Source organism: Deltaproteobacteria bacterium (genome assembly GCA_016235345.1).
Classification (GTDB): Bacteria; Desulfobacterota; Desulfobacteria; order Desulfobacterales; family Desulfatibacillaceae; genus JACRLG01.
Genome location: JACRLG010000017.1, coordinates 1 through 23,337, shown reverse-complemented (window position 1 = coordinate 23,337; position 23,337 = coordinate 1). Strand labels below are relative to the sequence as shown.

The 23,337-nt window shown below is 59.4% G+C and carries 18 protein-coding genes, 1 tRNA gene and 4 pseudogenes; 13 read left to right on the top strand and 10 right to left on the bottom strand.

Annotated elements, in window-relative coordinates:
* The first annotated feature begins 543 nt into the window (after positions 1–543).
* From HZB23_08800 to HZB23_08780, 5 genes are all read left to right on the top strand, one after another.
* Entirely contained in the window at positions 544–3,084 is a 2,541-nt protein-coding gene (locus tag HZB23_08800; GenBank protein ID MBI5844748.1) for a CHASE2 domain-containing protein, read from the top strand.
* Between the two features lie 87 nt (positions 3,085–3,171).
* Entirely contained in the window at positions 3,172–3,993 is an 822-nt protein-coding gene (locus HZB23_08795; protein ID MBI5844747.1) for a serine/threonine-protein phosphatase, read from the top strand.
* 142 nt (positions 3,994–4,135) lie between these two features.
* Positions 4,136–4,861, top strand: a complete 726-nt coding sequence (locus tag HZB23_08790) for an FHA domain-containing protein (protein ID MBI5844746.1) — start codon at positions 4,136–4,138, stop codon at positions 4,859–4,861.
* Between the two features lie 177 nt (positions 4,862–5,038).
* The gene (locus tag HZB23_08785) at positions 5,039–5,542 is read left to right on the top strand and encodes a molybdenum cofactor biosynthesis protein MoaB (GenBank protein MBI5844745.1); all 504 of its coding nucleotides are present in this window, start codon (positions 5,039–5,041) and stop codon (positions 5,540–5,542) included.
* 8 nt (positions 5,543–5,550) lie between these two features.
* A complete protein-coding gene (locus HZB23_08780) occupies positions 5,551–6,465 on the top strand; it encodes an MBL fold metallo-hydrolase (GenBank protein MBI5844744.1) in 915 nt (304 codons plus the stop codon).
* A 175-nt stretch (positions 6,466–6,640) separates the two neighbouring features.
* On the opposite strand, the gene HZB23_08775 is transcribed toward HZB23_08780, so the two are convergent.
* The 6 genes and pseudogenes from HZB23_08775 to HZB23_08750 all read right to left on the bottom strand — a co-directional run bounded on the left by HZB23_08775 (position 6,641) and on the right by HZB23_08750 (position 12,995).
* Positions 6,641–8,113 carry a response regulator gene (locus HZB23_08775; GenBank protein ID MBI5844743.1) on the bottom strand — a complete coding sequence of 491 codons (1,473 nt, stop codon included), beginning with the start codon at positions 8,111–8,113 and terminating at the stop codon, positions 6,641–6,643.
* 231 nt (positions 8,114–8,344) lie between these two features.
* Positions 8,345–8,800: pseudogene (locus HZB23_08770) on the bottom strand (PAS domain-containing protein).
* A gap of 267 nt (positions 8,801–9,067) precedes the next feature.
* Positions 9,068–9,379 (bottom strand): annotated as a pseudogene (locus HZB23_08765) (PAS domain S-box protein).
* Between the two features lie 63 nt (positions 9,380–9,442).
* A pseudogene (locus tag HZB23_08760) lies at positions 9,443–11,020 on the bottom strand (transporter substrate-binding domain-containing protein).
* A gap of 425 nt (positions 11,021–11,445) precedes the next feature.
* Entirely contained in the window at positions 11,446–12,012 is a 567-nt protein-coding gene (locus tag HZB23_08755; GenBank protein MBI5844742.1) for a DUF4390 domain-containing protein, read from the bottom strand.
* A 110-nt stretch (positions 12,013–12,122) separates the two neighbouring features.
* On the bottom strand, positions 12,123–12,995 hold the full coding sequence (locus HZB23_08750; protein MBI5844741.1) for a UDP-3-O-acyl-N-acetylglucosamine deacetylase: 873 nt from the start codon (positions 12,993–12,995) through the stop codon (positions 12,123–12,125).
* A 406-nt stretch (positions 12,996–13,401) separates the two neighbouring features.
* Between HZB23_08750 and HZB23_08745 the strand changes: the two genes are divergently transcribed.
* From HZB23_08745 to HZB23_08720, 6 genes and pseudogenes are all read left to right on the top strand, one after another.
* Positions 13,402–13,495 (top strand) — tRNA-Ser (locus tag HZB23_08745).
* A gap of 58 nt (positions 13,496–13,553) precedes the next feature.
* Positions 13,554–15,152, top strand: coding sequence for a DNA polymerase III subunit gamma/tau (dnaX, locus tag HZB23_08740; protein ID MBI5844740.1), 1,599 nt, complete (start codon positions 13,554–13,556; stop codon positions 15,150–15,152).
* Between the two features lie 124 nt (positions 15,153–15,276).
* Positions 15,277–15,588 (top strand): YbaB/EbfC family nucleoid-associated protein, encoded by a 312-nt coding sequence (locus HZB23_08735; GenBank protein MBI5844739.1) that lies wholly within the window; start codon positions 15,277–15,279, stop codon positions 15,586–15,588.
* Between the two features lie 334 nt (positions 15,589–15,922).
* Positions 15,923–16,531, top strand: a pseudogene (gene recR, locus HZB23_08730) (recombination protein RecR).
* On the top strand, positions 16,528–16,923 hold the full coding sequence (locus tag HZB23_08725) for a YkgJ family cysteine cluster protein (GenBank protein MBI5844738.1): 396 nt from the start codon (positions 16,528–16,530) through the stop codon (positions 16,921–16,923). Before recR ends, HZB23_08725 begins: the two are co-directional and overlap by 4 nt.
* A 159-nt stretch (positions 16,924–17,082) precedes the next feature.
* Positions 17,083–17,982, top strand: a complete 900-nt coding sequence (locus tag HZB23_08720) for an adenylate/guanylate cyclase domain-containing protein (GenBank protein MBI5844737.1) — start codon at positions 17,083–17,085, stop codon at positions 17,980–17,982.
* A gap of 504 nt (positions 17,983–18,486) precedes the next feature.
* On the opposite strand, the gene HZB23_08715 is transcribed toward HZB23_08720, so the two are convergent.
* The 4 genes from HZB23_08715 to HZB23_08700 are packed head-to-tail and all read right to left on the bottom strand — an operon-like array spanning position 18,487 to position 21,570.
* On the bottom strand, positions 18,487–19,182 hold the full coding sequence (locus tag HZB23_08715; GenBank protein ID MBI5844736.1) for a response regulator transcription factor: 696 nt from the start codon (positions 19,180–19,182) through the stop codon (positions 18,487–18,489).
* A gap of 53 nt (positions 19,183–19,235) precedes the next feature.
* The gene (locus HZB23_08710; protein MBI5844735.1) at positions 19,236–19,409 is read right to left on the bottom strand and encodes a hypothetical protein; all 174 of its coding nucleotides are present in this window, start codon (positions 19,407–19,409) and stop codon (positions 19,236–19,238) included.
* Between the two features lie 2 nt (positions 19,410–19,411).
* Positions 19,412–20,650, bottom strand: coding sequence for an MFS transporter (locus tag HZB23_08705; protein ID MBI5844734.1), 1,239 nt, complete (start codon positions 20,648–20,650; stop codon positions 19,412–19,414).
* Complete coding sequence (locus HZB23_08700; protein ID MBI5844733.1) at positions 20,647–21,570, bottom strand: energy transducer TonB; 924 nt, start codon at positions 21,568–21,570, stop codon at positions 20,647–20,649. Before HZB23_08700 ends, HZB23_08705 begins: the two co-directional genes overlap by 4 nt.
* A 204-nt stretch (positions 21,571–21,774) precedes the next feature.
* On the opposite strand from HZB23_08700, the gene HZB23_08695 reads away from it, so the two are divergent.
* Both HZB23_08695 and HZB23_08690 read left to right on the top strand, forming a co-directional pair.
* Positions 21,775–22,020, top strand: coding sequence for a NifU family protein (locus HZB23_08695; protein MBI5844732.1), 246 nt, complete (start codon positions 21,775–21,777; stop codon positions 22,018–22,020).
* A 196-nt stretch (positions 22,021–22,216) separates the two neighbouring features.
* Positions 22,217–23,020 carry a hypothetical protein gene (locus tag HZB23_08690; protein MBI5844731.1) on the top strand — a complete coding sequence of 268 codons (804 nt, stop codon included), beginning with the start codon at positions 22,217–22,219 and terminating at the stop codon, positions 23,018–23,020.
* The last annotated feature ends 317 nt before the right edge of the window (positions 23,021–23,337 follow it).

Below are 23,337 nucleotides of genomic sequence, written 5' to 3'. Positions count from 1 at the left end.
CCAGGCTCCGGAAAAACGGGGGGTTTTCCGGAAAAGTGATGAACCGGCAGCGAATTGGGGTGAATAGGGGCCTATCCCCAAAAAAGCGGGCAGCTTTTCCATAACAGACTGAAATACAAGGAAAATAATGCGAAATAGGGGCATCAGGGGGCCGGATGGGGCCAATAGCCAACTTGCCGGATATTTTCAGAAAACGATGAATTCGGGGCAAAGGGCGGTTCAGGCAGGAGCCAACTGGGACGAATTGGGACCCTTATCCAAAAACCAGGGGATTTGCGGGAAAAGTTGCCAAAGCGGCAACGAATTGGGGCGAAATGGGAGAAATTGTGAACACCCGGCATGAAACAGCAAAAAAACGGTGGGAAGAACATGTGAAATACTGCACAGCAGATGCGGATAATATCGCCGCCTTTTTCCAAACCGTTTCCAGCCTGTTGACTTTGCTCCCATTTCCGGGCTATATCAGTTTATTCGTGAAAAATTGTAGTTTAAGACCAAGCCGGTAATTTCCACCTGAAAAATAACAGTTGCGGAAAGGCGAAAATGGGCCTTTTGAAAAAGCATCCGGTCCTGTTTCTCGGTGTGGGGCTGACCGTCCTTTTCCTTATACTGGGAGTCTTGCGCATCGGCATCCTGGACCGCCTGGATTACTCGGTCTACGATCTCATGATGAACATGCGCACCGATTCCAAGTCGGCGAGCGACATAGTTCTCGTAAACATAGATGAAACCAGCCTCACCTCCCTGGGCCGCTGGCCCTGGCCCCGCTCCGTGATCGCAAGGGGGCTCCACAAGATAAAGGCCGGAGAGCCCAAGGCAGTGGGGCTTACCGCCATTCTGGCCGAACCGGAGCAGAATGCCGGGCTTTTGGAGCTTAACGTCCTGGAAAAGGCCTTCACCCAGGCCGGGCTTGCATCCGGAAGCAACGGCGCGGCCTTTTTGAAGGCCATGAACGACGCCCGCCTTCGCCTCGATAACGACAAGCTCCTGTCCGAGGCCCTGGTAAGCGCCGGAAACGTGGTCCTGCCCCTTTATTTCACCCGGATGCAGGTGCGCGGGGAGCCTTCGGGCAAAACCCATCCCGGCTGGCTTGTAAATCAGGCCCTCACAGAAGGCGTGGCCGAGGGCGGGGACAACTGGGAAAAAAGCGAAAAGGTCATCTTTCCCCTGGCCAGTTTCGCCCAGGCCTCCAAGGGCATGGGCCACATCACCCTCATCCCAGATCCGGACGGCGTGGCCCGCACCGAAACGCCCTTTTTCGAGTACGACGGCCTGCTCCTGCCCTCCTTCGCCGTGAAGCTCGCCCAGATTTCGCTTAACGTTTCCAAGGAAAAGGCCCTGGTGAACCAGGGCGAAAGCCTGTCCTTGGGGAGCCTCAGCGTTCCGCTCGATCCCGATTCCCAGGTTTATTTCAGCTTTAAGGGCGGCGCGGAAGCCTTCGAGTCCGTGCCCTTTTCCGACGTGGTCAACGACAAGATTCAGCTTTCCACCTTCAAGGATAAAATCGTCATCATAGCCTTTTCGGTGCCGGGGCTCGCCGACTTCCCGTCCACGCCGGTCGGAAAGCTCACCCACGGCGAGTACATGGCCAACGCCCTTTGGGCCATGCAAAACGGCAAATTCATAGCCCAGCCCGGCTGGACCGGCATCTTCAAGCTCCTGCTCACCATAATTATCGGCCTGCTCATCATCTTCGTGTTTCCCAAGGTTAAGGCCGGGGCGGCTGCGGGAATATTCGGCGGGCTTCTGGCCGCGCTGGCCATTTTTTCCGTGGTGATGTTCGTGTCCCAGGGAGTGTGGGTCAGGGTAACCTACCCCATAGTCCAGCTTGTGATCGGCTACATCGGGCTTACCTCCATCCAGTACCTTCTCACCCAGACCGGCAAGGAAAAGGCCGAGGGCGAGAGCGCAGAGGTCAACCGGATGCTGGGGGTGTCGTTCCAGAACCAGGGAATGCTGGACATGGCCTTCGAGAAGTTCCAGCGGGTTCCCATGGACGACGGCATGAAAAAGCTCCTCTACAACCTCGCCCTGGACTACGAGCGCAAGCGCCAGCTCAACAAGGCCGCCTCGGTCTACGAGTACATCGAGGAGTTCGATCCCAAGTACAAGGACGTGGCCATAAGAAAAACCAAGCTCATGCAGGCCTCGGAAACCATGATCTTCGGCCAGGGAATGCTGGGCGGAACCAAGTCCGACCAGGGGATCCTGACGGGAGGAAGCGACACCAAGCCCACCCTCGGCCGCTACGAGGTGGTGAAGATGCTTGGCAAGGGCGCAATGGGCGTGGTCTACCTGGGCCAGGACCCCAGAATCAACCGCACCGTGGCCATAAAGACCGTGCGTTTCAGCGACGATTTCCCGCCCGACGAGGCGGAGAGCATGAAGAAGAACTTCTTCCGGGAGGCCGAAAGCGCGGGAACCCTCACCCATCCCAACATCGTCACCATTTACGACGCGGGCGAGGAGCAGGACCTCGCCTACATCGCAATGGAATTTTTGGAGGGCGATGACCTTGACAAGCACATCAAGCCCGGCAGCCTCCTGCCCATGCGCAAGGTTATCGAGTACGTGGCCGACGTGGCCGACGCCCTTGGCTACGCCCACGAGAAGGGAATCGTCCACCGGGACGTGAAACCCGCCAACATGATGCTTTTAAAAAGCGGCGTGGTGAAGGTGACGGACTTCGGCATAGCCCGCATATCGGCCTCGTCACAGACGGCCACCGGAGTCATCAAGGGCACGCCCTTCTACATGAGCCCGGAGCAGATCGCGGGCGAGAAGGTGGACGGCAGAAGCGACATCTTTTCCTTGGGCGTCATGCTCTACCAGCTTCTGACCGGAGAGCTTCCCTTCAGGGGCGACAGCGTGGCGGCCCTGATGCACCAGATAATGAACGTAAAGCACCCGGACCCGCGCACGTATAACGACAAGATTTACAAGCCCCTGGTGGGCATAATTGACAAGGCCCTGGAAAAGAACAGGGACGAGCGCTACCAGAAGGCGGGCCAGATGGCGGCGCACTTAAGGGAGCTTGGGAAGAAGATTGACCAGGCTTCCGCAGCCCAGAAGAAGACGCCATAGCCGGTTTTTTCGCACGACTCGGATTCGCGTTTCTGGCCGGAGCAATGGCCACTTGAAATAACGGGAAAAACTGCTAAAAGGACAATCATGGCTCTGGTCATCGAATCAGCGGGCCTTTCGGACGTGGGCCAGAAACGCAAGGGCAACGAGGACAGCCTTTTTCTGGACGACCGCATGGGCCTGTACGTGGTCGCGGACGGCATGGGCGGGCATCTGGCCGGTGAAGTGGCCAGCAAGATCGTTGTGGACACCATCCGGGACTACATGAGCCGGTTCGGCAGGGAAAAGAACCCGGAGGAGATGGAGGACCACGACATCTCGGTGTCCAAGGAGGCCAACAGGCTTCTGTCGTCCATCCATCTGGCCAACCAGGCCGTCCATTCCATGGCCGAGCAGAAAAAGGCCTACACCGGCATGGGCTCCACCGTCAGCGCGGTTTACACCACGGATTCGGGCTTCGTGATAGCCAACGTGGGGGACAGCCCCATCTACCTGGTTCACCAGGGGTCCCTGGAGCCGGTTTACGTTCCCCACACCGTGATCGCCGAGCAGGCGGCCATGGATCCGGACGCGGCAGGCAGGCTGGGCGAAAAATTCGCTCACATGCTGACCCGCGCCATGGGCGTGGAGGACACCGTGGCCCCCAGCGTCCTGGAGCTCCAGGCCTGGCCGGGGGACATCATTATAATAGCCTCGGACGGGCTCACCAACATGGTGAATACCGACGAGATCAAAAAGGTCCTCCTGGCCGAGCCTCCCCAGGCGGCCTGCCGCACCCTGGTTGATCTCGCAAACGCCCGTGGCGGCGACGACAACATCACCATCATAATATTGAAGGTGAAAAAGGTCTCCGGCCAGTCGTCGGGGCTTTCGGGCATCTTCGAGCGGATTCTTGATTTTTTCAGGTAAGTTATCGCGTATGCCGGGCAGATGAAATGCCGGCGGGACGCGCTCCGTTTTTTTGCAGATGTTTTTTCAAGGGGCTTTTACGGCTAAGATGTCTTGCAGCGGACGGTTTCAAGACAACAACGAAGCGGGAGAAGGGTTTTCCATGCCTACCATCACATTGAAATTCAAGGAAAACACGATAGCCGAGTTTCCCATCAACAAGGGGGGCACCCTTTCGGTGGGACGCTTGAACGACAACCAGATCGTGGTGGAAAATCTGGCTGTTTCCGGTCACCACTGCAAGATCGACTCGGTGGGCGAGGGCTACCTTCTTACTGATTTGCAGAGCAAAAACGGCACCTTCGTCAACCAGCAGAGGGTGGCCAGCCACTGGCTGAAAAACGGCGACGTGGTCACGGTCGGGAAGCACACCCTGGTTTTCGTGCACGAGGGCGCGGCTGCGGCTCCCAAGCCCACCATGGGCGACATGGAAAAGACCATGGTGATGGATACCGCCATGCACCGGGAGATGCTGGCCAAGAGCGCCAAGCCTGAGGTCGCGGGGGCCGCCGGTTCCCACCCTGCCGAAGACGAGGGCGCGGCGGTGCTGACATATCTTTCGGGCGGCGACGGCGAGGTCACGGTCACCCGCAAGCTCATCAAGGTGGGCAAGGCCGACAACAACGACATCGTGGTGAAGGGCTTTCTTGTTGGCGCGACCGCCGCCACCATCGCCAAGCGTCCGGCTGGCTATTATCTCAGCTACGTGGGCGGAATGTCGAAACCCAAGGTGAACGGCGTGCCGGTGAAGGAATCCGTTCAGCTCAAGGACTACGACAAGATCGAGGTGGGCTCGGTAACGCTCCAGTTCAATCTGTCGAAGTCGTAAGCCGCGCAGTTTTTTATCCGTGAAGACGTATCGGGCCGCAGATGGGCTGCGGGTGTCGCGCCTGCCCGGAAGGGTGGGCCGGATATCCGCAGCCCTTGCTTTTTTGCAGCGCAGGCCGTCGATCCAAGCAGGCTGGAGGAAGGCTTTTTGAGTCATCTCAACTGGGCGAAATTTGAAATGGGAACAACCGAGCATCGCAAAACGGCCTCAAAGCGGGTGACGGCGGCGGTTATCACGGTGTCCACCAGCCGGACCATAATCGACGACGAATCGGGCCTCTGGATCGTCAAGGCCCTGGAAAAGGAAGGCCACAAGGTCCTCCTGCACAGGGTGGTGACCGACGACGAGGCTGCCATAAGCCGGGTCCTGGCCGAGGCCCTGGCCCTTGATCCCGGCGTGGTTCTGATGAACGGCGGCACGGGAATCACCCCCACCGACGTCACCATCGAGGCCGTGAGCCCCCTTTTCGACAAGCATCTTCCGGCCTTTTCCGCCCTTTTCGCACAACTGTCTTTCGATCAGATAGACGCCGCCGCCGTGCTTTCAAGGGCCACCGCCGGCCTTATCGGAAAAAGCCTCGTGTTTTGCATGCCCGGAAGCAAAAAAGCCGTGAAACTCGCCATGGAGGGGCTCATTCTGCCCGAAATCACGCACTTTGTAAGCCATGCGCGAGGACATTGATACCCGCCATGTCCCATAAGCCGCAACCTCAGGAATCATCCATCGGGCCGATAAGGCTTCTGCCCGGGCCCAACCGGGGAAAGTACCCCCACTGCCACTCGGTTTACATCGAGGGGGCCAAAATCCTCATCGACCCGGCCTCGGACCGCGAGCGCCTCATGCGCCTCAAAACCGAGGAGGGCGTGGACGAGGTCTGGCTCTCCCACTGGCACGAGGACCACTTCGCCCACCTGGACCTTTTCCCCGAAGCCAAAATCCGCATCCATCCGGCTGACGCTCCGCCATTGGCTGACCTCGATGTCTTCATGGACTGGTACGGCATGACCGGCCCGGAAAACCAAAAGGTGCGGGAAATGTGGCGGGAGCTGATGCTCACACAGTTCAATTTCAAACCCCGCACGGAGTTCGATTTTTTCATCCCTGACGAGGAAATAAGGCTTTCGGGGCTGACGGTGAAGGCGCTTCACGTTCCCGGCCACACCCCCGGCCACATGGCCTTTCATTTTCTGGAGCCAGAAGTCCTGTTTCTGGCGGATTACGATTTAACCCCCTTCGGCCCCTGGTACGCGGACCCCGGCGGGAGCATCGGGGAAACCTCGAAATCCGTTCGCAGGCTCCAGAAAATCCCTGTTTCCGCCTGGATCACCGCCCACGAGGGGGGCATTATTCATGAGGCCCCGCCCGAATTGTGGGATTCCTACCTGGACGTTCCGGTGAAAAGGGAGGAAAAAATCCTGGAATTGCTGGGAGAACCCCGCACCATAGAGGACATCGCCCGCCAGTGGCTGGTGTACCGCAAGCCGCGAGAGCCTTTTGAGTTCTACTTCTGGGCCGAGCGGGCCACGGCGAAGAAACACCTTGAAGGGCTGGTTGAAAGGGGCATGTCGGTTTGCTCCGAAGGGCTTTACCGTAGGCTTGCCTGACCCTTCGCCGACTCGGCAGAACCTGCCAGCCTGTTGAAAAACACAAATTATACAGGCTGATGAAAAACGATGAGCCGCAAGGCGTGCGAAAAGCCAATGAGTCAAGCGTACTTTATGTACGTGACGGAATTGGCTTTGAAGCACAACACAGCGGATCGCGTTTTTCGACAGCCTGCTAAGCGGTTTTGTCCAGGGCCGCTCTTACCTTCTGCAGCAGGTTTTGCATGGAAAAGGGCTTCTGGATGAAATTGACCCCGTTGTCCAGCACCCCCCTCACCGCTATTACGTCCGCAGTGTAGCCTGACATGAAAAGCACTTTTATTTCGGGATAATACGTCTTGACCTCATCAGCCAGGTCCTTGCCGTTCATCTCAGGCATCACCACGTCGGTGATGAGAAGCCGGATTTCGCCCGAATGCGCCCTGGCCAGTTCCAGCGCCTCATCCGGGGAGCCCGTCGCAAGGACGCTGTAACCCTGGCTGGCGAGAATCCTTTTCGCCATGTTGAGTATCGCGGTCTCGTCCTCCACCAGAAGCAGGGTTTCCCCCCTGCCCCTGCCCGCCGAAGTTTCGGCAGGCTCCGAGGCCCGGACCGGGGCCTCCTGCCGCCTGGGAAGGAAAATCCTGAACTCGCTTCCCCTGCCCGGCTCGCTATCCACTTCCACGAAGCCTCTGTTCTGCCTCACTATGCCGTAAACCGTGGAAAGCCCCAGGCCGGTTCCCTTGCCAAGGCTTTTGGTGGTGAAAAAAGGCTCGAAAATTCTTGCAAGGGTTTCCCCTTCCATGCCGCAGCCCTTGTCGGCAACAATGATGACGGCAAAGTCCCCCGGAATAGCCCCCGCGTTTTCGGCGCAATACTCTTCGTCGATTGAAGCCTTTTTGGTTTCTATGCTGATTTTGCCCACTCCGGCTATGGCGTCGCGGGCGTTGACGCAAAGGTTGGCCAGTATCTGGTCCAACTGGACAGGGTCCATGAGAACCGGCCACAGATCCGCGCCCGGTTTCCAGGCAAGCTCTATGTCCTCGCCGATAAGCCTTCTGAGCATCTTCAGCATCCCCTCCACGGTTTCGTTCAGATCGAGCACCTTGGGGGTTATGGTCTGCCTTCGGGCAAAGGCCAGAAGCTGCCTTGTGAGATCGGCGGAGCGCCTGGCGGCCTGGCGGATTTCGGTCAGATCGTCGAAGAGGGGCTGGGAGGGCTCCACCTGGCTCATGGCCAGTTCGGTGTGGCCGATGATGACGCTCAACTGGTTGTTGAAGTCGTGGGCCACGCCCCCGGCCAGGCGGCCCACGGACTCCATCTTCTGGGACTGGATGAGCTGATCCTCCAGTACTTTCTGCTTCTGCACGGAGACAAGCCTTTCCCGTTCCAGGCGAAGAACGTGAAGGGCATAGGCTATGTCGCCCGCCATTTCGGTGAAAAGGCCTTGCTCCTCCTCGTCCACGTTCATGCCGCAAGGCAGAGCCACGGCAAGGTATCCGTAAATATGGCCTTCGTGCAAAAGCCTGACGCAAATGGACCGGTTCTCCACGCATTTTGGGGCAACGGGGCAGCCGGGGCAGTCCTTTTCGCGGTCTTCCACGATAAAAATGCCTTCCATAAACCGCGCACGGTCGCAGCAGGGAGGCAGCACCCCGGCTTCCAGCATGTCGCCTGCGGGAGCGCATTCTGCGGCCAGTCCCGCCTCGGCCCGTGAAACCGGCTTGTGGTTGTCGTCGATGAGAACTATCAGGGCCGAGGCGTAGCCCCGGTTGTCCACCAGAAGGCGGCAGCCCTCCGCGATCAGCGTGTCCGCATCCCGCGCCCTGACTATGAGCTGGTTTATGTCCCTGATGGCCCGGAGCAACCGGTTAAGGTGCTCTATCCGCTCTTCCGCCGCCTTGCGTTCCGTGACATCCGAAAACACGGTTGAAAACCTGCCCTTTGCCGGGCAGGACGCCGTTACCAAGAAATGCTTTCCGACGGGCGGAAAATAAATCTCGAACGATACGGGTACGCCGGTCTCGGCCACCCTGGCGTAGATGTCCATGTAGGGGGCATGGCCCACGCCGTAGAGATCGGAGGCCAGTGCGCCCAAGGCCCTTTGCCTGGGGATGCCCAGAAGATGCTCGTAGGCGGGGTTGACGTCCAGAATCCGGTAGTCGGCAGCCCTTCCATCCGCGTAGATGATCTCGTGAATGCAGCAGCCCGCAGCCATGTTCTCGAACAGGGAGCGGAACTTGTCCTCGCTTTCCTTGAGGGCGTCCCCGGCCTTTTTCTGCTCGGTTATGTCGCGGGCCACCGCCACCAGGCCCAGGGGATTTCCATTTCCGTCCTTCAGCACGGTAACGCTCATCCACGCCGGGAATGTCGTTCCGTCCTTCCGGGCGTGACCAATCTCGCGCCTCATCTGGCCCAGCTTCAACACATCGATATTGAAGGGGATGACCTCGTTTTTCATCTGCTCTTCGGTGTGGAACTGCGACACGTGCCTGCCCGTCATCTCGCCGATGGTCATGCCGTGCATGGCCGCCCAGGCCTCGTTGCCGTAGGTTACATAGCCCTTCATGTCCGTCACGGCTATGCCGTCTATGGTCTGCTCCACGGCCATCTTGAGTTTGAGAAGCTCAAGTTCGGTTTTCTTGATATCTGTGATGTCGCGGGCGGTTGACAGCGCACCCGCCACATTGCCGGATTTGTCCTTAAGGGAACGGCACCACCAGGCAAGCAGTCTTTCCTGCCCGTCCTTTCTTCGTTGCCAGCTCTCGACATAAATCACGCTTTCGTCACCCTCGAAAAGAGGTCTGACCTTATCGTATGTTTCCTGTTCACGGACAAAGTAGTCACTGGCTTCATGGCCTATAACGTCTTCCCCGAAGAAGGCCGTTCCGGAGCTGTTTGCCCACGTATATATCTTGTTGTTGTCCACTTCCATTACGATGTCTGGAATTGCGGCGAGTATTTCCTGGTTGCGCCGCAAGGCGATGGCCAACTCGGCAGTTCTTTGCGCCACCAGCCTCCGAAGCGTCCAGAGCCCGAAAAGGCCGGCCAGGAAGATCAGGACAAGGGGAATCGCCGCGATTGCGGCCCATTTCAGATAAAAGGCGAGCCTTGCCGGGGACTCCTCGTAAACCCCCATCCATTTCCGGTGGATGCGGCGGTACTCCCCGGTTTCCTCCAGCACCTTGAGGCCCTCGCTGAACTGGGCCAGAAGGGCCTTTTCACCGTTTTTCACGGCATAGCAGTAGTCCTGGGAAAGAAGGGGCCCGGTTCCCACATCGAGGTTTTTCAGGCCGTCCGTTTTTATGTGGTGCAGAGCCGTGACGCGGGCCACCAGGGCGCAGTCGATCCGGCCCCCTGAAACCTCGCGGAGAGCCTCCAACTGGGTGGAGAAGGCGGTCACGTTCTTCCCAAGGCCGTTCGAGAGGGCGAAATCATGCATTATGTCGCCCTTTTGCACGGCTATGCTCTTGCCTGCCAGCTCCGCCAGGGTGGAGGGAGGCTTTCCTTCGCCCAATCGCACCACGCTCACGTTGTGGTTCACCGTGTGGGGCGGGCTGAAATCGAAGATGCGGTCCCGTTCGGGCGAGTAGAACATACCCTGAAGCACCTGTATTTCACCCTTGTCCAGGGCTTCTTTTGCCGCCGACCAGGGCCCTAAGCGAATTTCGATCTCGAGCCCCATCTCCTGGGCAATGGCCCTGGTGAGTTCCACGTTGTATCCGGCGGGCCGCCCGTTTTCATCCAGGTATTCGAACGGCGGGTAGTTGTGGTCCCCGCCCACGATGATCTTTCTCCGGGATGGCAGCTCAAGGGCCGCGAACCACTTGGAATGCAGATGCCGGTAGGTTCCGTCCGCCGTTACTATGGAAAGCCCCTCGTTCAGAAGGGCCAGGGTTTTTGAATCCCCCTTTTTCACGGCGAAGCAGAAATCCTGGTGGAATTCCTGAATGGGTTTGGAAATGATTTTGAGGTTTGCCAAGCCGCTTTGCTGCAAGAGCCTTATGGCCACAAGCCTCTGAACCACCACGGCGTCGCAGAGGCCCTTTGAAAGGTTCTGAAATGCCTCCTCGAAGGTTGCCGTGGTAATTATTTCCCGTATTCCCCTGTCCTTCCGGCGCAGGAATTCCTCTGCGTTGTCCCCCTTCATCACCGCGACCTTCCTCCCGGAAAGGTCGCCCATCTCTTCTATGCCGGATGTATCGGCGCGCACCACGATTGCGCCGTAAAGGGACATGTAGGAAAAGGTGAAGTCGAAAAGTTTTTCTCTTTCCGGGGTGCGGCCCACCAGGGGAAGAGTCTCCACCTCGCCCTTTTCCAGCCAGCCCTTCACCCTGTCCCAGGGGCCCGTACGGAAGGTGACATCGCGCCCTACCGCCTTGAGGGCAGCCTTCATCAGTTCAACGGAAAAGCCGTCGGCGCGTCCGTTTGAATCCACCAAGGAAAAAGGCGGGTAGTCGATCTCCGCAGCAGAAGTCACGGGGGCGAGGGGCTTATTGGCCTTTATGGCGGCAATGTCATGGTGGCCAAGGCCGGTTGCCGGGGCCAGGCACCACAGGACGGCCATTATTGCCATGCATCGGGCGATGCGGGATTTATTGGGGAGGTTCATTTTTCGGCCTTTTGTCCATGCCGGGCGATTTCGCGTCCGTTGAATGCTCAGCCAAAACAGGTGTTGTGTGGAATGAAAGCGTTTTTTGGCGGACATCGTGAACGGTGAGAAACCGTCCAAAGATATTGAACGGCGCGGGAGCTTTTATCCGCCTGTACATGTTTATATCATGAAATAATAAGCGTTATCAACGGCAGCGCGGAAGAATAATGACCAGGAACGCGACACGGTCGGCAGGGCGGATCGTAATCTTAAGTGCCTCTATATTATTTTCAGCTTATTCGCGGTACAGTTACAGAAAAGTCGAAGCGTTTCAAAGATCGTCACCCCGGCGGAAGCCGGGGTCCAGAGCCGGTATGATGCGAGACAATAGTTTTGAAATTGGCTCCCTAATAATTGAAATTTATGGTGTACCAGTCCGTCTCGAAATCCCAGAAAGCAACGAAATAAAGGAGATACCGAAGGTGAAGGGGAAGCTCCACCCTCTCCATCACGGCCTTGGCCTTCAACTCGTACTGGCGGCCCTTTTCCAGCCTGGAGAGGGGGCAGGCCCTCATCCGGGAAACCTCGGACATGGCCCTTTTGGCCTCCTCGAAGGAATGGGTTATCACCGGGGCCGCCGGGTCTTCGGAGCGGATCACGGTGTAGAGCTTTTTTCTGGTGTCGTATCTTAGTGTATGGGTGGCGGAAATATCGGCGATCTCGCTGTCGGGCCAAAGGCCCCGGTCCTTGTACAGGGAAACGTAAATCTTGAAACTGACCGGAGCTCCGCCCACCACGGCCTGCTCCAGCCTGCCCGGAAAGCCGTTTTGTATGGTGAGGTAAATCAGGAGGTTTTTTTCATCGTTGGTTATGACGATGTTCGCAAGCCCGGCTTCGTCCGCAAAAGCGGGAACGGCAAACGCCCACAAGGCAAGGAAAAAAACCAGGGCTTTGACTGGAATAGGGCGTTGCATTGACTGTCCGGTAGAGTTTTTCTGAAGACCCGGCAAGGGGCGCGGACTTTTTGATAATGATAACCCCAAGGCACGCTCCCTGCAATACAAATTGCCCTGGCCGCCGCCCGTCAGCCTGCTGCGGTATCAAGGGCGGACGTTCGCCATGAGTCCTTGGCCGCGAAAAAAGCCTCCAGAAAGGCGTGGTTGAACTGGTGGCCGGACTTGTGGGTCTCCACCCTGCCCAGGATGGGGATTCCTATCAGGGAAAAATCCCCCAGGCAGTCAAGAATCTTGTGGCGGACGAATTCGTCCGGAAACCGGAGCCCCTCGGCGTTTATCACCGAGTCGCAGTCCAACACTATGGCGTTTTCAAGGCTGCCGCCCTTGGCGAAGCCGAAGAGCTTCAGGTAGTCTATCTCCTGCAGAAAACCGAAGGTGCGCGCCTGGCTTATCTCCCGCCCGAAATTTTCCGGGGTGACCAGAAGGTCCAGGTTCTGGCGTCCCAGAAGGGGATGGGTGAAATCTATGGTGCAGGAAATGGAAAAGGAGTCGGCTGGCGTAACCGTGACCCAGCGGTCCCCCTCCTTGTGGCTTATGGGTTTTTCAATGATGAAATAAAACCTTGGGCTTTTCTGGGGCGATATGCCTGCCTCGGCAATCATGCCGGTGAAAAAACCGGCGGAGCCGTCCATGATGGGGACCTCGTAGGCCGAAAGCTCCACCAGGGCGTTGTCCACACCAAGGCCCGCGAAACTGCCCATGATATGTTCGATGGTGGAGACGATCACCCCGTCGACGCCTATCACCGTGGCCAGGCTCGTGTCCACCACGTTGCGGAAAAGGGCCGGGATGACCGGGCGGTTCGGCAGATCGGCCCTCAAAAAGCGGATGCCGTGGTTGGGCGGGGCGGGATGCACCGTAAGCGTCACGGGCTTTCCCGAATGCAGGCCCACGCCCTGGCATGAAACCGGCCTTCCCACGGTGCACTGAAAGATTTGCATGGGCGTTTCCGTTAAAAGAATACCGGCTGGCGGCAGCCCCCGGAATCTGATGTTTCCGGTGGGGCGAAATTCCCCAAGACTTTCAGCTATACCCCTCAATTCCAGCAAGGTCAAGAACGCCCTTCCGGCATAATGGCCACCGCATATGAAAAATTTCGCCATGATTTCAGGGATGGCGGCTTTACCGGGAGCGCGGGCGTCCCGCCCGCATTTACAGCCCTTATGCGGGCGGGACGCCCGCGCTCCCGGGGAAAAATGGCTTGGGCCGCCGTCGGCGGCGTTTTGTTCTTTTCCAAATGCGGTGGCCCTGTTCGACATTTTTTCAGTGGCGCATTGTAAAAGAGGTCACACCGGGCTTGACAAAGTTTTCAGGGCCGGTTAAGAAATTCGGCTACGCAACGCTTGCGGAGAGATGACCGAGTTGGCCGAAGGTGCACGACTGGAAATCGTGTGTACTGTCAAAAACGGTACCGTGGGTTCGAATCCCACTCTCTCCGCCATCTTCACCCTCCGTCCAATAAGGACGATCCCTCAACATCTTGATTTCAAGAAGCCCTCATGGCTTACGTAGTCCTCGCCCGCAAGTACCGCCCCCAGACCCTGGAAGACCTTGTGGGTCAGGAACATGTTTCCCGCACCCTCCAAAATTCCATACTGCAGGGCCGGGTGGCCCACGCGCTGTGTTTTTCCGGCCCCAGGGGCACGGGAAAAACCACGGTGGCCCGCATTTTCGCCAAGGCCATGAACTGCGAAACAGGCCCCACCCCCACACCCTGCAACAAATGCGTCTCCTGCGTTTCCATAACAGCCGGAAACGCCGTGGACGTTTTCGAAATAGACGGCGCTTCCAACAACTCCGTGGACCAGGTGCGCGAGCTTAGGGAGAACGTGAAATACTCGCCCGCAGCCGGGCGCTACAAGATTTACATCATAGACGAAGTCCACATGCTCTCCGCCGGGGCCTTCAACGCCCTATTAAAGACCCTGGAGGAGCCGCCCCCCCACGTGATCTTCGTCCTGGCCACCACCGAGGTCCACAAGATTCCCGTCACCATCCTCTCCCGCTGCCAGCGGCACGACTTCCGGCGCATAGCCCTTCCCCAGATAGTCGCCCATCTTTCCCGCGTGTGCGGTCTGGAAACATTTTCCATGCCGGAGGAATCCCTGTGGACCATCGCAAGGGAGTGCAGCGGCTGTATGCGCGACGCCCTGAGCCTTCTGGATCAGGTCATGGCCTTTTCCGAGGGCGGCGTCACCCAGGAGTCCGTGCTGGACATCCTTGGGGTGGTGGACGTAAGGAGCCTCTTCGAGCTTTCCGCCGCCATAATCGCCAAGGATATCCCCCGGTGCCTTGCGGTGGTGGAGGACCTTCACCTTCGCGGCCACGACATGAAAAAGCTCGCGGGCGACCTTGTGGAGCACTTCCGCAACCTTCTGGTGGTCAAGGCGGCGAAGAACCCGGCGGCCCTGGTGGCCGTGCCCGAAAGCGAGATAAAATGGCTTTCGGAACAGGCCGGGGGGGCGGACCAGACCCTTTTGAACCGGCTCTTTTACGGCCTTTTCCGCGAAGAGGCCCTGGTGCGCCAGTCGCTTTCCCCCAAGACGGCCCTGGAGGCGGCCCTGATAAGGCTTAGCGAGGCGGCCCCGGCAGCCGGAATCGACCTCGTTATAAAAAAGCTCGACTGGCTGAAATCCCTGTGGGAGGCCCAGCCGGGCGCGGCCACGGTTTACGCGGCTGAACCCGACCCGCTTCCCCTTGCCGCCCCAGGAGCATACGCCGGTGGTCCGCCCAGCCCCGCAGCATCAGCCGAAACCTTGCCTCATGACCCGGCTATTGCGCTGTCGCAGGCTAAGCCCAGAACGGCTGAGCCTCCCTCGGTTTTTTCCGCACCCTCCGGCGCGGCCTTGCCAGAGGGTGATCCGGCTGTTATGGAAGAGGCGGATGACCGGGCGGACGCCCTGCCGGAAGAGGCCGAAGACGGCCGGGGTTTCCGGGAAATCCCCGAATCCGTAAGGAGGGCGGTCCGCACAGAAAGGCCCGATCCGCCGGAAAGGGACGAAGACGAGGCCCGCGCCCTTGCCAATCATCCCATTATCGAGGACGTTCTCGACATCTTCGGCTCGGTTCGCCCGGAGGTAGTGCCCTTAAAAAAATGACGGGCCTTTTCCCACAGCCCGCCCCCCCCTTTTTTTGCGGGTCCCAAAAATGATTTTTATTGGCTCTTGAGCTTAAGCCATAAACTTTTTTTCATGAAGTAAAGGAGATAAAAAAATGCCGAAAATGGGCGACATGGGCTCCATAATGAAGCAGGCCCAGAAACTTCAGCAGAAAATGGCCTCGCTTCAGGACGAGCTTGGCGACAAGACCGTGGAAGGCTCCGCAGGCGGCGGCATGGTCAAGGTGGTGGTCAACGGCAAGCAGCAGCTCATGTCCATCGCCATCGAAAAGGAGGTCGTCGATCCCGAAGACGTGGACATGCTCCAGGACATGATAGTCGCGGCGGTGAACGACGGCATCAACAAGAGCCAGCTCATGGTGTCCGAGGAAATGGGCAAGGTCACGGGGGGCATGAAAATCCCGGGGTTGTTCTAACGCCCGTCTGAAAACGCGAACTGCTGTGTCAGGCTTCGCGGGCGGCGTGCTCACGTGCGAAAAGCACGCTCCGCCGCCGCCCGCTCGCCGTCCTTGCGCTTCATCGTTTTTATCCAGGCTCAATGCGGGGTTGGTTGAAGGGCTCGGTGCGGGGTTATTATCCGGGCTTCATCACATATGGCGGTTGTAAAAACGCTTGCCGATTGGCTCGCGTGTGGGTGGCGCAGGCTTTCTGGTTGCCGGGGTGCGAAGCACAAGAGGGGCAAACACACCGACTTTTGCCCAGGCTTTATTAGGGTTTTCATCAAGTGGCTGTTAAGGAAAATTTCCCGGCATGGGCGTCTATCCCGCATCACTCACGAGGCTCATAAGGCAGATGGCCAAGCTGCCGGGAATCGGGGAGAAGACCGCCGAAAGGCTCGCCCTCCACGTTCTGAACTGCCCGGCCAAAGACGCCCGCGAGCTTGCGGAAAGCATATTGGCGGCCAGGGAGGCGGGCGGCTTCTGCGAGGTCTGCCACGGCCTCGCTGACGGCGGCCTGTGACGGGTGTGTGCGGACGAGAGGCGCGACCCCTCGCTGGTATGCGTGGTGGAAAACCCCACCGATCTCGTGGCGCTCGAAAAGGCCGGGGCCTTCAACGGGCGTTACCACGTCCTCATGGGGGTTCTCTCCCCCATGAACGGAATCGGCCCCGAAGCCCTCACCATAGCCCACCTTCTGAAAAGGGTCTCCGAAGACGGCGTCAAAGAGGTGGTGCTCGCCACTTCCACCACCGTGGAGGGCGAGGCCACGGCCTCCTACCTGGCTGGGGCGCTTGAAGGAAAAAACGTCTCCGTAAGCCGCATAGCATGCGGCGTGCCCATAGGGGGAGACCTCAAGTACACCGACGCCCTCACCCTCAAAAGGGCCATGGCCGGGCGGTGCAAAATGGAACAGGCTTGATGGACACTTCGGAAATATTCGCCTGCACCCTTTGCGGCCAGTGCTGCGAAGGCTTCGGCGGAACCCTTGTGACCCCCTTCGACATAAAGGCCATTGCCGTCTTTGTGGGGCTTGACGTGAAGACGTTTGAAGAGCGTTATTGCAGGTCTTCGGGCCTGGGTACGGTCCTGGCCCAGGGTGAGGACAACCGGTGCGTCTTCTTTGAAAAAGTCTGCACCATTCATCCCGTGAAACCCAGAATGTGCCGCCGCTGGCCCTTCATTCCGGCTGTTGTGCGGGAGCCGTCCAACTGGCCCATCATGGCCGCCAACTGTCCCGGAATGAAAAAGGATGCGGACCTAAGCCTCGTGGTGCAAATAGTGACCCGGGAGCTTGACCTGGAAAACGGCTGAGCGCCTGCAAGGGTTTATGCGCCCGCCGGACGGCCTTGCGCCAGCATTTGAAAAGTAAGTGAGCCAATCGGCTTTGAGGCCCTTGACACAATCCTGGCAATTCCGCTATATTTTTGCACAAATTTGGATTTTAGCGAAGTTAAAAGCCACAGGGGCCGCATGGAAAAGCGTACCGACATTCTGGCCATTCTGTTCGCCGACATCGCAAAGAGTACGCGCCTTTACGAGACCCTGGGCGACGAAACGGCCCAGCAGGTGATCGGAAGGGTCCTCGCCCGCCTGGGGGACGTGGTGGCCCAGTACAGGGGCCGGGTGGTGAAGACCATAGGCGACGAGGTGATGTGCACCTTTCCCCGCGCCCACGACGCGGTGGAGGCGGCCAAGGCCATGCAGGAGGCCATGGACCGCATAAGCTTTGAAGGCCTGGCGGACATCCCGCCCCCCAACATCTACGTGGGCCTGGCCTACGGTCCGGTGATCTCCGAGGCCGGCGACGTCTACGGCGACGCGGTCATAATGGCCGCCCGAATGGTGGAGCTCGCCAAGCCCAGGCAGATACTCACCACCGATTCCACCGTCGCCGCGCTTCCGCCCGAAGGCCGCTCCGGGGCCACCTACATCGACACCACCACCATAAAGGGCAAGACCGGCGAGGTGCGCATCCACGAGATAATCTGGGAGCGCATGGACAAGACCGTGATGGTGGACGGCATCATGGACTCCCAGAGCTTCCGCCTTCGCCTGGAACTGCGCCTTGGGAAAAAGACCCTCGACCTCGACGTGAACCGCGCCATGATCACCTTTGGCCGCCAGAGCCACAACGACTTCGTGGTGGACGACAGCCGGGTGTCCCGCTCCCACGCCAAGATAGAGTACCGAAGGGGCCGCTTTGTCCTCATAGACCAGAGCAGCAACGGCACCTGGGTTCTTCCCGTGGGGGGCAAGATTTCACGCCTCAAAAAAGAGGAGTACCCCCTTACCGGCTACGGGGTCATCAGCCTCGGGCACGAGCCGGACCGTGACGCCCCGGACGCCATCCACTACATGATAAAGACGTGACGCCCTGTGCAAACGTCGCCCTCCCATCCCCAGGCGGAATTTGAAATACTGAAACTTCTGCTGTGCCGGGCCCAGGAGGAGGCCAGACGCACCTGGAGCATCTTTTTCCAGATGATCCTGGTCCACGTCATAATCGCGCTGGTGCTTCTCTCAATCATGCTGAAGACCTCGCTTCCGCTTGGGCACAAGGCCGTGGCGGGCGTGGTGGCCGGCTCGGTGGGGGTGCTTCTGTGCGTGGTGTGGACTTTTCTGATGCGGATGCACGGGTTTTACGAGAGGCGCTGGAAGGCCGACGCGGAACGCATAATAGACGCCAACCCCTTTCTTTCCGGCTACATAACCGCCCTTCGCTCGCCAAGCGCCGACAGGCTTCAAAGGTCGGCTTCCGGCTACGCCATTTATCTCCCCTCCTTTTTCGTGGTGCTTTGGGCCACGGTGATAGCCTTAGGCATAGCCTTTCTTGCCAATCCGGCTCCCAGGCAAGGCGGCCAGGAAAGCCCCCTGTCAGGCTTCCTCCCTAAAGCGGTATCCCACGCCCCGCACCGTCTCGATGGCGTCCCCCCTGCCGCCCAGTTTCCGGCGAAGCCCGGCCACCTGAACATCAACGCTCCTGTCGGTGACAGGGTAATCGGTCCCCCGAACCTCGTCCACTATCCTGCTGCGGGTGAAAACCCAGCCGGGACGCCTGATGAGAAGGTGCAATAGCAAAAACTCGGTGGAGGTGAGGGAAACCGGCGAGCCGTCCACCGTAACCTCGCGCTTTCCCGGATGCACCGATATCCCGGCCCTGGTCACCACGCCTGCCGGGTCCTCCGGCTCATCTGACGAAACGCGCCGCAGCACGGCTCTGATGCGGGCCAGCAGGACCCTTACGGAAAAGGGCTTGGTGACGTAGTCGTCGGCTCCCAGCTCCAGCCCCGCCACCACGTCCGCCTCGGCGTCCTTGGCGGTCAGCATGATTATTGGCACCCGCTCCAGGGAGGAATCCTTCTTCATGGCCCTGGCCGCGTCCAGGCCGGACATGCCCGGAAGCATCAGGTCCAAGAGCACAAGGTCGGGGACTCTCTGCCGGGCGAGCTTTAAGGCCTCCTCCCCGGTTGCCGCAGCAGACACTGAATGGCCCTCCCGCTCAAGGTTGAAGCGCAGAAGAAGCCGGATGTCCTCCTCGTCGTCCACCACAAGTATGTGTTCGCGGGACATGTCCTATTCTTTCCTGAAAGCGGGGGGCCTGCAAAGTGCGGCTTGAACGGCCCTTATTGAAGGGTCGGGCCGCTTCCGTCCTCCCCTGCCCTGTCGTGCTGCATGGCTATGGCCTCGGAGTGCCGTGAAAGCCAAATCTCGAAATTCCGCCTCAGGGACGGGTCGCAGAAAACCAGGTGCTCGCCCAGGCTTTTCAGCTCCTCGAAAATCCTCCAGTAAAAATGCATCGCTACTCCTTAAACAGGGGCCGTTTAACTCCGTACATCAGGAAGGCAGCTATAAGATAAAAGACTATGAACAGCCAGTAGGCCGCATCATAGGATTTCGTATACCGGAAACTCAGGCCCATGAAAAGATAGCCCGTGTTCTGGACTGCCAGCACCAGGGCCACGAAACGGGCGATGGAGGTGAATGAGAGCCTCCCGAAAAGATGGGCGATCATGATGGGAAGCGTGGCCTGTATTCCGCCCATGGAAAACCCGAAAACGGCCACGAACACGACAGCCAGGGCGAAGTTTTTCGCATAGAGGCCGAACCCCAGCCCAAGGGCGCAGGACAGCATCATCAGGGCCGCCATTTTGGGAGGGTCCCGCCGGTCGCAAACCATGCCCCAGGAGTATTTGCCCACGGCTCCAAGAAGGGCCGTGGCGCTCATGAGCGTCAGGGCCGTGCCCGCGTCGAAGCCCAGATCGGAAAAACGGGGCTTCAACTGTATCATCACCCCCACAACGCCGGTCATGGCAAGGGCGTAGGAGATGCTGACCCTCCAGAAGACCCTTGTGGAAAGGGCGCTTGAGGCCGACCAGAGGGTCTTTTCCGAAAGGGCGGAGTCCGATCCGGGGGCAATCTCGAATTTTTTCCCGTCAGGCACAAGTCCGTAGGGTTCGGGCCGGTCCCGGATCACCAGGAGGCACAGCGGGGAGATGCAGAAAAGCATGATCCCCAGAACCAGGAAGGCCGTCTGAAGATCATAGGCGTGATAGATTTTGAAGGCCAAAGCCGGAAGCACCGCCCCGGAAAGGGACATGCCCACCTGGGCAACCCCTAAGGCCATTCCCCTTTTGTGGATAAACCAGTTGTTGACCACGGTGTTGGCCACTATGCCGCCGAACATGCCGTTGGTGACCATGAGAAGAATGAATACGCCCAGAAAGAGGCCGAAGGACTGGGTTTTTCCCATGAGGGCGAACAGGAGGCCGGAAAAGGCCGCGCCGAGCACCATGTAGCGGCGGGGGCCCAGGCGCATGATGGCGGTGCCGTGGACGTACTGGCCCAGAAGGCTCACCAGCCCGCCGAAAAAGAGCGCAAGGTTGATGCCCTCGCGGGTCCAGCCGCGCGTGGCGCAAAGGGGCTCCATAAAGGCGTTGAAGGTGTAAAAGCCCGTGCCGGTCACCATGAAGTTGCAGAAAAAGGCGACCACCACGATGTACCAGCCGTAAAAAAAGCGGGAGCCGGGGCGGGGGTTCATGGTGCGGCCCTCACGAAGCGCACCGACTGGATCATTTCAACGGTCACGGGGCGTCCCGCCTTTATGCCGGGTGTAAAGAGCCAGGAGCGAAGGGTGGCCAAAAAGGCCTCGTCCGTAATGCCTTCGGGATTTTCCGAAACCAGGCTCACGTCGGTGACCCTGCCGTCCGGGGAGACCCTTATCAGCGCCTTGGCCTCCCCTTCCTCGATGCCCAGGCGTCTGGCCCGGCGGGAGATGGGCGGGTCGGGGCGAAAAGTGGGTTTCGGAATCACGTCAACCTCTGTTTTCTTGAATATCCGGTTGCCGCTCCCCGAAGCCGCGCCCGAAAGTCCGTCATCCGTCCCGGTCCGGTCGCCCGCAGGAGATCCCTGGCCCGTCTCAGCCCCGGCTTTGGCGGCGCCGCCCGCCGCGCCGGAATCCGGCCCGCCCGTCTCAAGCCCCTGCCCGGACGGCTCCCTCGCCGACACCGTGGATCGCACGGGAAAACCAGGAGCGCCCTCGGAAAAGGTTACGGATCCCGGTTTCGGAGCGGGCGGGGCCGGGGGAGGCTCTACCCTGGCCGGGGGGGCCTGTGGCTTTACCGGCGCGGGGGGCGGAGCCGCTGGTGGAGTAGGCGCGATGCGAATGGTGGCTATGTAGCCCGAAGGGGGCGGGGGCACGTCCAGGGGCACCACTTCGGGCTCCGTTTCGGGGCTTGCCGAGCCCGGTTCGGCTGCGGGCGACAGGCCGGGGGCCGGGGCCACTGCCGCCAGGTCCACGAAGACCACCCTTTCCGGGGCGGGTTTCCGTTCGGCCCTTTTGGCCAGGACGGGCACCAGAAGGCCCGCCGCCGCGTGAAGGGCCAGGGAAAGGGCCAGCATGGTTATCCAGGACCGGTTCCGCCAGTCATCGCCATTTATGGTATTTTCGCCGTGAGCCACGGTTTTCCATCCGGTTCGAGATCGCTTAAGCCCGCCCGCCGCTCCCTTCCCGGAACGCCGGGGCGGATGAGCCTGTCCCTTCTTGCGGATGGGACTCCTTCATGCTAAGGATGTAACACAACTCCATTCACCCGGCAATGACCCATAATCCACCCAAGGCAAGGGGCCTTGAAAAGAGCCTCTCGAAGGCAAGGAGTCCCGGACATGAGCGAAACCCAAAAAATCGACCGGCAGGCCGTGGAAAAGGCCCTTGCCCAGATACGCCCGACGCTTCAGGCGGACGGCGGCGATGTCGAACTTGTGGACGTGAACGAGGCAGGCCAGGTGAAGGTCCGCCTCACCGGGGCCTGCAAGGGTTGCCCCATGAGCCGGATGACTCTCAAAAACGGCGTGGAGCGCTTTCTGGTAAAGACCGTTTCAGGGGTGAAGAGCGTTGAAGGCGTAGAGTAGAAGGCTGTCTAAAAACGCGAACTGCTGTGTCAGAGGAAAGCTTTGCGGGTCGTCATGTACGACAAGTACTATTCCTTCCCGCCCGCTTCACTCAACCTTCGCATTTCATCGTTTTTATTCAGCCTTTTTGAAGGGGGTTTGGGGCAGTATCTGAAACCGGTTTACAGGCACAAGGGGCGAAAAGAGGCGGCGGTTTATGATCTTCTTTTCCCGGAAAAAAAAGGGCGGCCCGGTGGCGGGGCTCGACGTGGGCTCGCGTTTCGTGAAGGCCTGCATCGCCGAAAACGGGCGGCCAGCCGGGATGGCCGTGCTGCCCGTGGCCCGGAACATGGAGGCCGTTATAAGGGAGGTGCTTGATGAGGCAGCCATTAACAGCGGAACCACCGGACGCCGGATATCGTCGGTAATCGCCACCGGAGCCGGGGCCGGGCTTCTTTCCGGCAGGCGCCAGTCGGTTCCCGCCGGTCGCGCCGCCCACGCCGGGGCATGCGCCCTGTGCCCGGAAGTCGAAAGCGTGCTGGACGCGGGCGGGCTCTACCTTGGGGTGACTTCCCGAAATCCCCGCACGGGCCGGGCCGACTGCGTCACCAACGAGCGCTGCGCCGCCGGAAGCGGCAAGTTCCTGGAAATGGTCGCGAAAGCCCTTGATGTGGATTTGTCCGAGGTCTCCGCCCGTGCTGCGGCATCCAGGGAGCCTTACGCCATCAACGCCACCTGCGCGGTCTTCGCCGAAAGCGAGGTGGTGAACGCCGTGAACGCGGGCATGGACGCGGGCGACATCCTGGCCGGGGTGATATTTTCCATAGCCTCGCGGGCCGTGTCGCTTCTTGAAAAGGCGGACGCCAGAGGCCCCCTGGCCCTGGTGGGCGGGCTGGCGCTGGTTGACGCCTTCACCAGCCGGGTTTCCGGGATTTCAGCCCTGGCGAGAGCCGAAACCGGCATTGACCCGGCCTTTGTCACGGCCTTCGGAGCCGCGCTTTTGGCGGATAACAACCTGTAACCGCCTGTCTAAAAACGCGAACTGCTGTGTCAGGCGGGACGGCGCGGTCCGCCACGTACGAACATCCTGATTTAGCCCAAGAACTCTGCGATTTCTTGGGCGGGTACGCTTGCTCCCGCGCCGCGCGCCAACCTTGGCATTTCATCTTTTTTAGTCGGGTTTTTCCCGGCCCTTTTTTAAGAGCTTATTCGTAAATAATATTTACATAGACAGAATTTTTAGCTATAATGTCTCATTGTTAATCATAGTCATGGAGACATTATGGCAAAAATCCAGTCGTGGGAAGTTTCCGATTCTTTTTGGGCGGTGGTCGAGTC

Coding starts and splice junctions, on each gene's coding strand:
- HZB23_08800 (MBI5844748.1), top strand. CDS start 544: ATGGGCCTTTTGAAAAAGCATCCGGTCCTGTTTCTCGGTGTGGGGCTG.
- HZB23_08795 (MBI5844747.1), top strand. CDS start 3,172: ATGGCTCTGGTCATCGAATCAGCGGGCCTTTCGGACGTGGGCCAGAAA.
- HZB23_08790 (MBI5844746.1), top strand. CDS start 4,136: ATGCCTACCATCACATTGAAATTCAAGGAAAACACGATAGCCGAGTTT.
- HZB23_08785 (MBI5844745.1), top strand. CDS start 5,039: ATGGGAACAACCGAGCATCGCAAAACGGCCTCAAAGCGGGTGACGGCG.
- HZB23_08780 (MBI5844744.1), top strand. CDS start 5,551: ATGTCCCATAAGCCGCAACCTCAGGAATCATCCATCGGGCCGATAAGG.
- HZB23_08775 (MBI5844743.1), bottom strand. CDS start 8,113: ATGCTGGAAGCCGGGGTGCTGCCTCCCTGCTGCGACCGTGCGCGGTTT.
- HZB23_08755 (MBI5844742.1), bottom strand. CDS start 12,012: ATGCAACGCCCTATTCCAGTCAAAGCCCTGGTTTTTTTCCTTGCCTTG.
- HZB23_08750 (MBI5844741.1), bottom strand. CDS start 12,995: ATGCAAATCTTTCAGTGCACCGTGGGAAGGCCGGTTTCATGCCAGGGC.
- dnaX (MBI5844740.1), top strand. CDS start 13,554: ATGGCTTACGTAGTCCTCGCCCGCAAGTACCGCCCCCAGACCCTGGAA.
- HZB23_08735 (MBI5844739.1), top strand. CDS start 15,277: ATGGGCGACATGGGCTCCATAATGAAGCAGGCCCAGAAACTTCAGCAG.
- HZB23_08720 (MBI5844737.1), top strand. CDS start 17,083: ATGGAAAAGCGTACCGACATTCTGGCCATTCTGTTCGCCGACATCGCA.
- HZB23_08715 (MBI5844736.1), bottom strand. CDS start 19,182: ATGTCCCGCGAACACATACTTGTGGTGGACGACGAGGAGGACATCCGG.
- HZB23_08710 (MBI5844735.1), bottom strand. CDS start 19,409: ATGCATTTTTACTGGAGGATTTTCGAGGAGCTGAAAAGCCTGGGCGAG.
- HZB23_08705 (MBI5844734.1), bottom strand. CDS start 20,650: ATGAACCCCCGCCCCGGCTCCCGCTTTTTTTACGGCTGGTACATCGTG.
- HZB23_08695 (MBI5844732.1), top strand. CDS start 21,775: ATGAGCGAAACCCAAAAAATCGACCGGCAGGCCGTGGAAAAGGCCCTT.
- HZB23_08690 (MBI5844731.1), top strand. CDS start 22,217: ATGATCTTCTTTTCCCGGAAAAAAAAGGGCGGCCCGGTGGCGGGGCTC.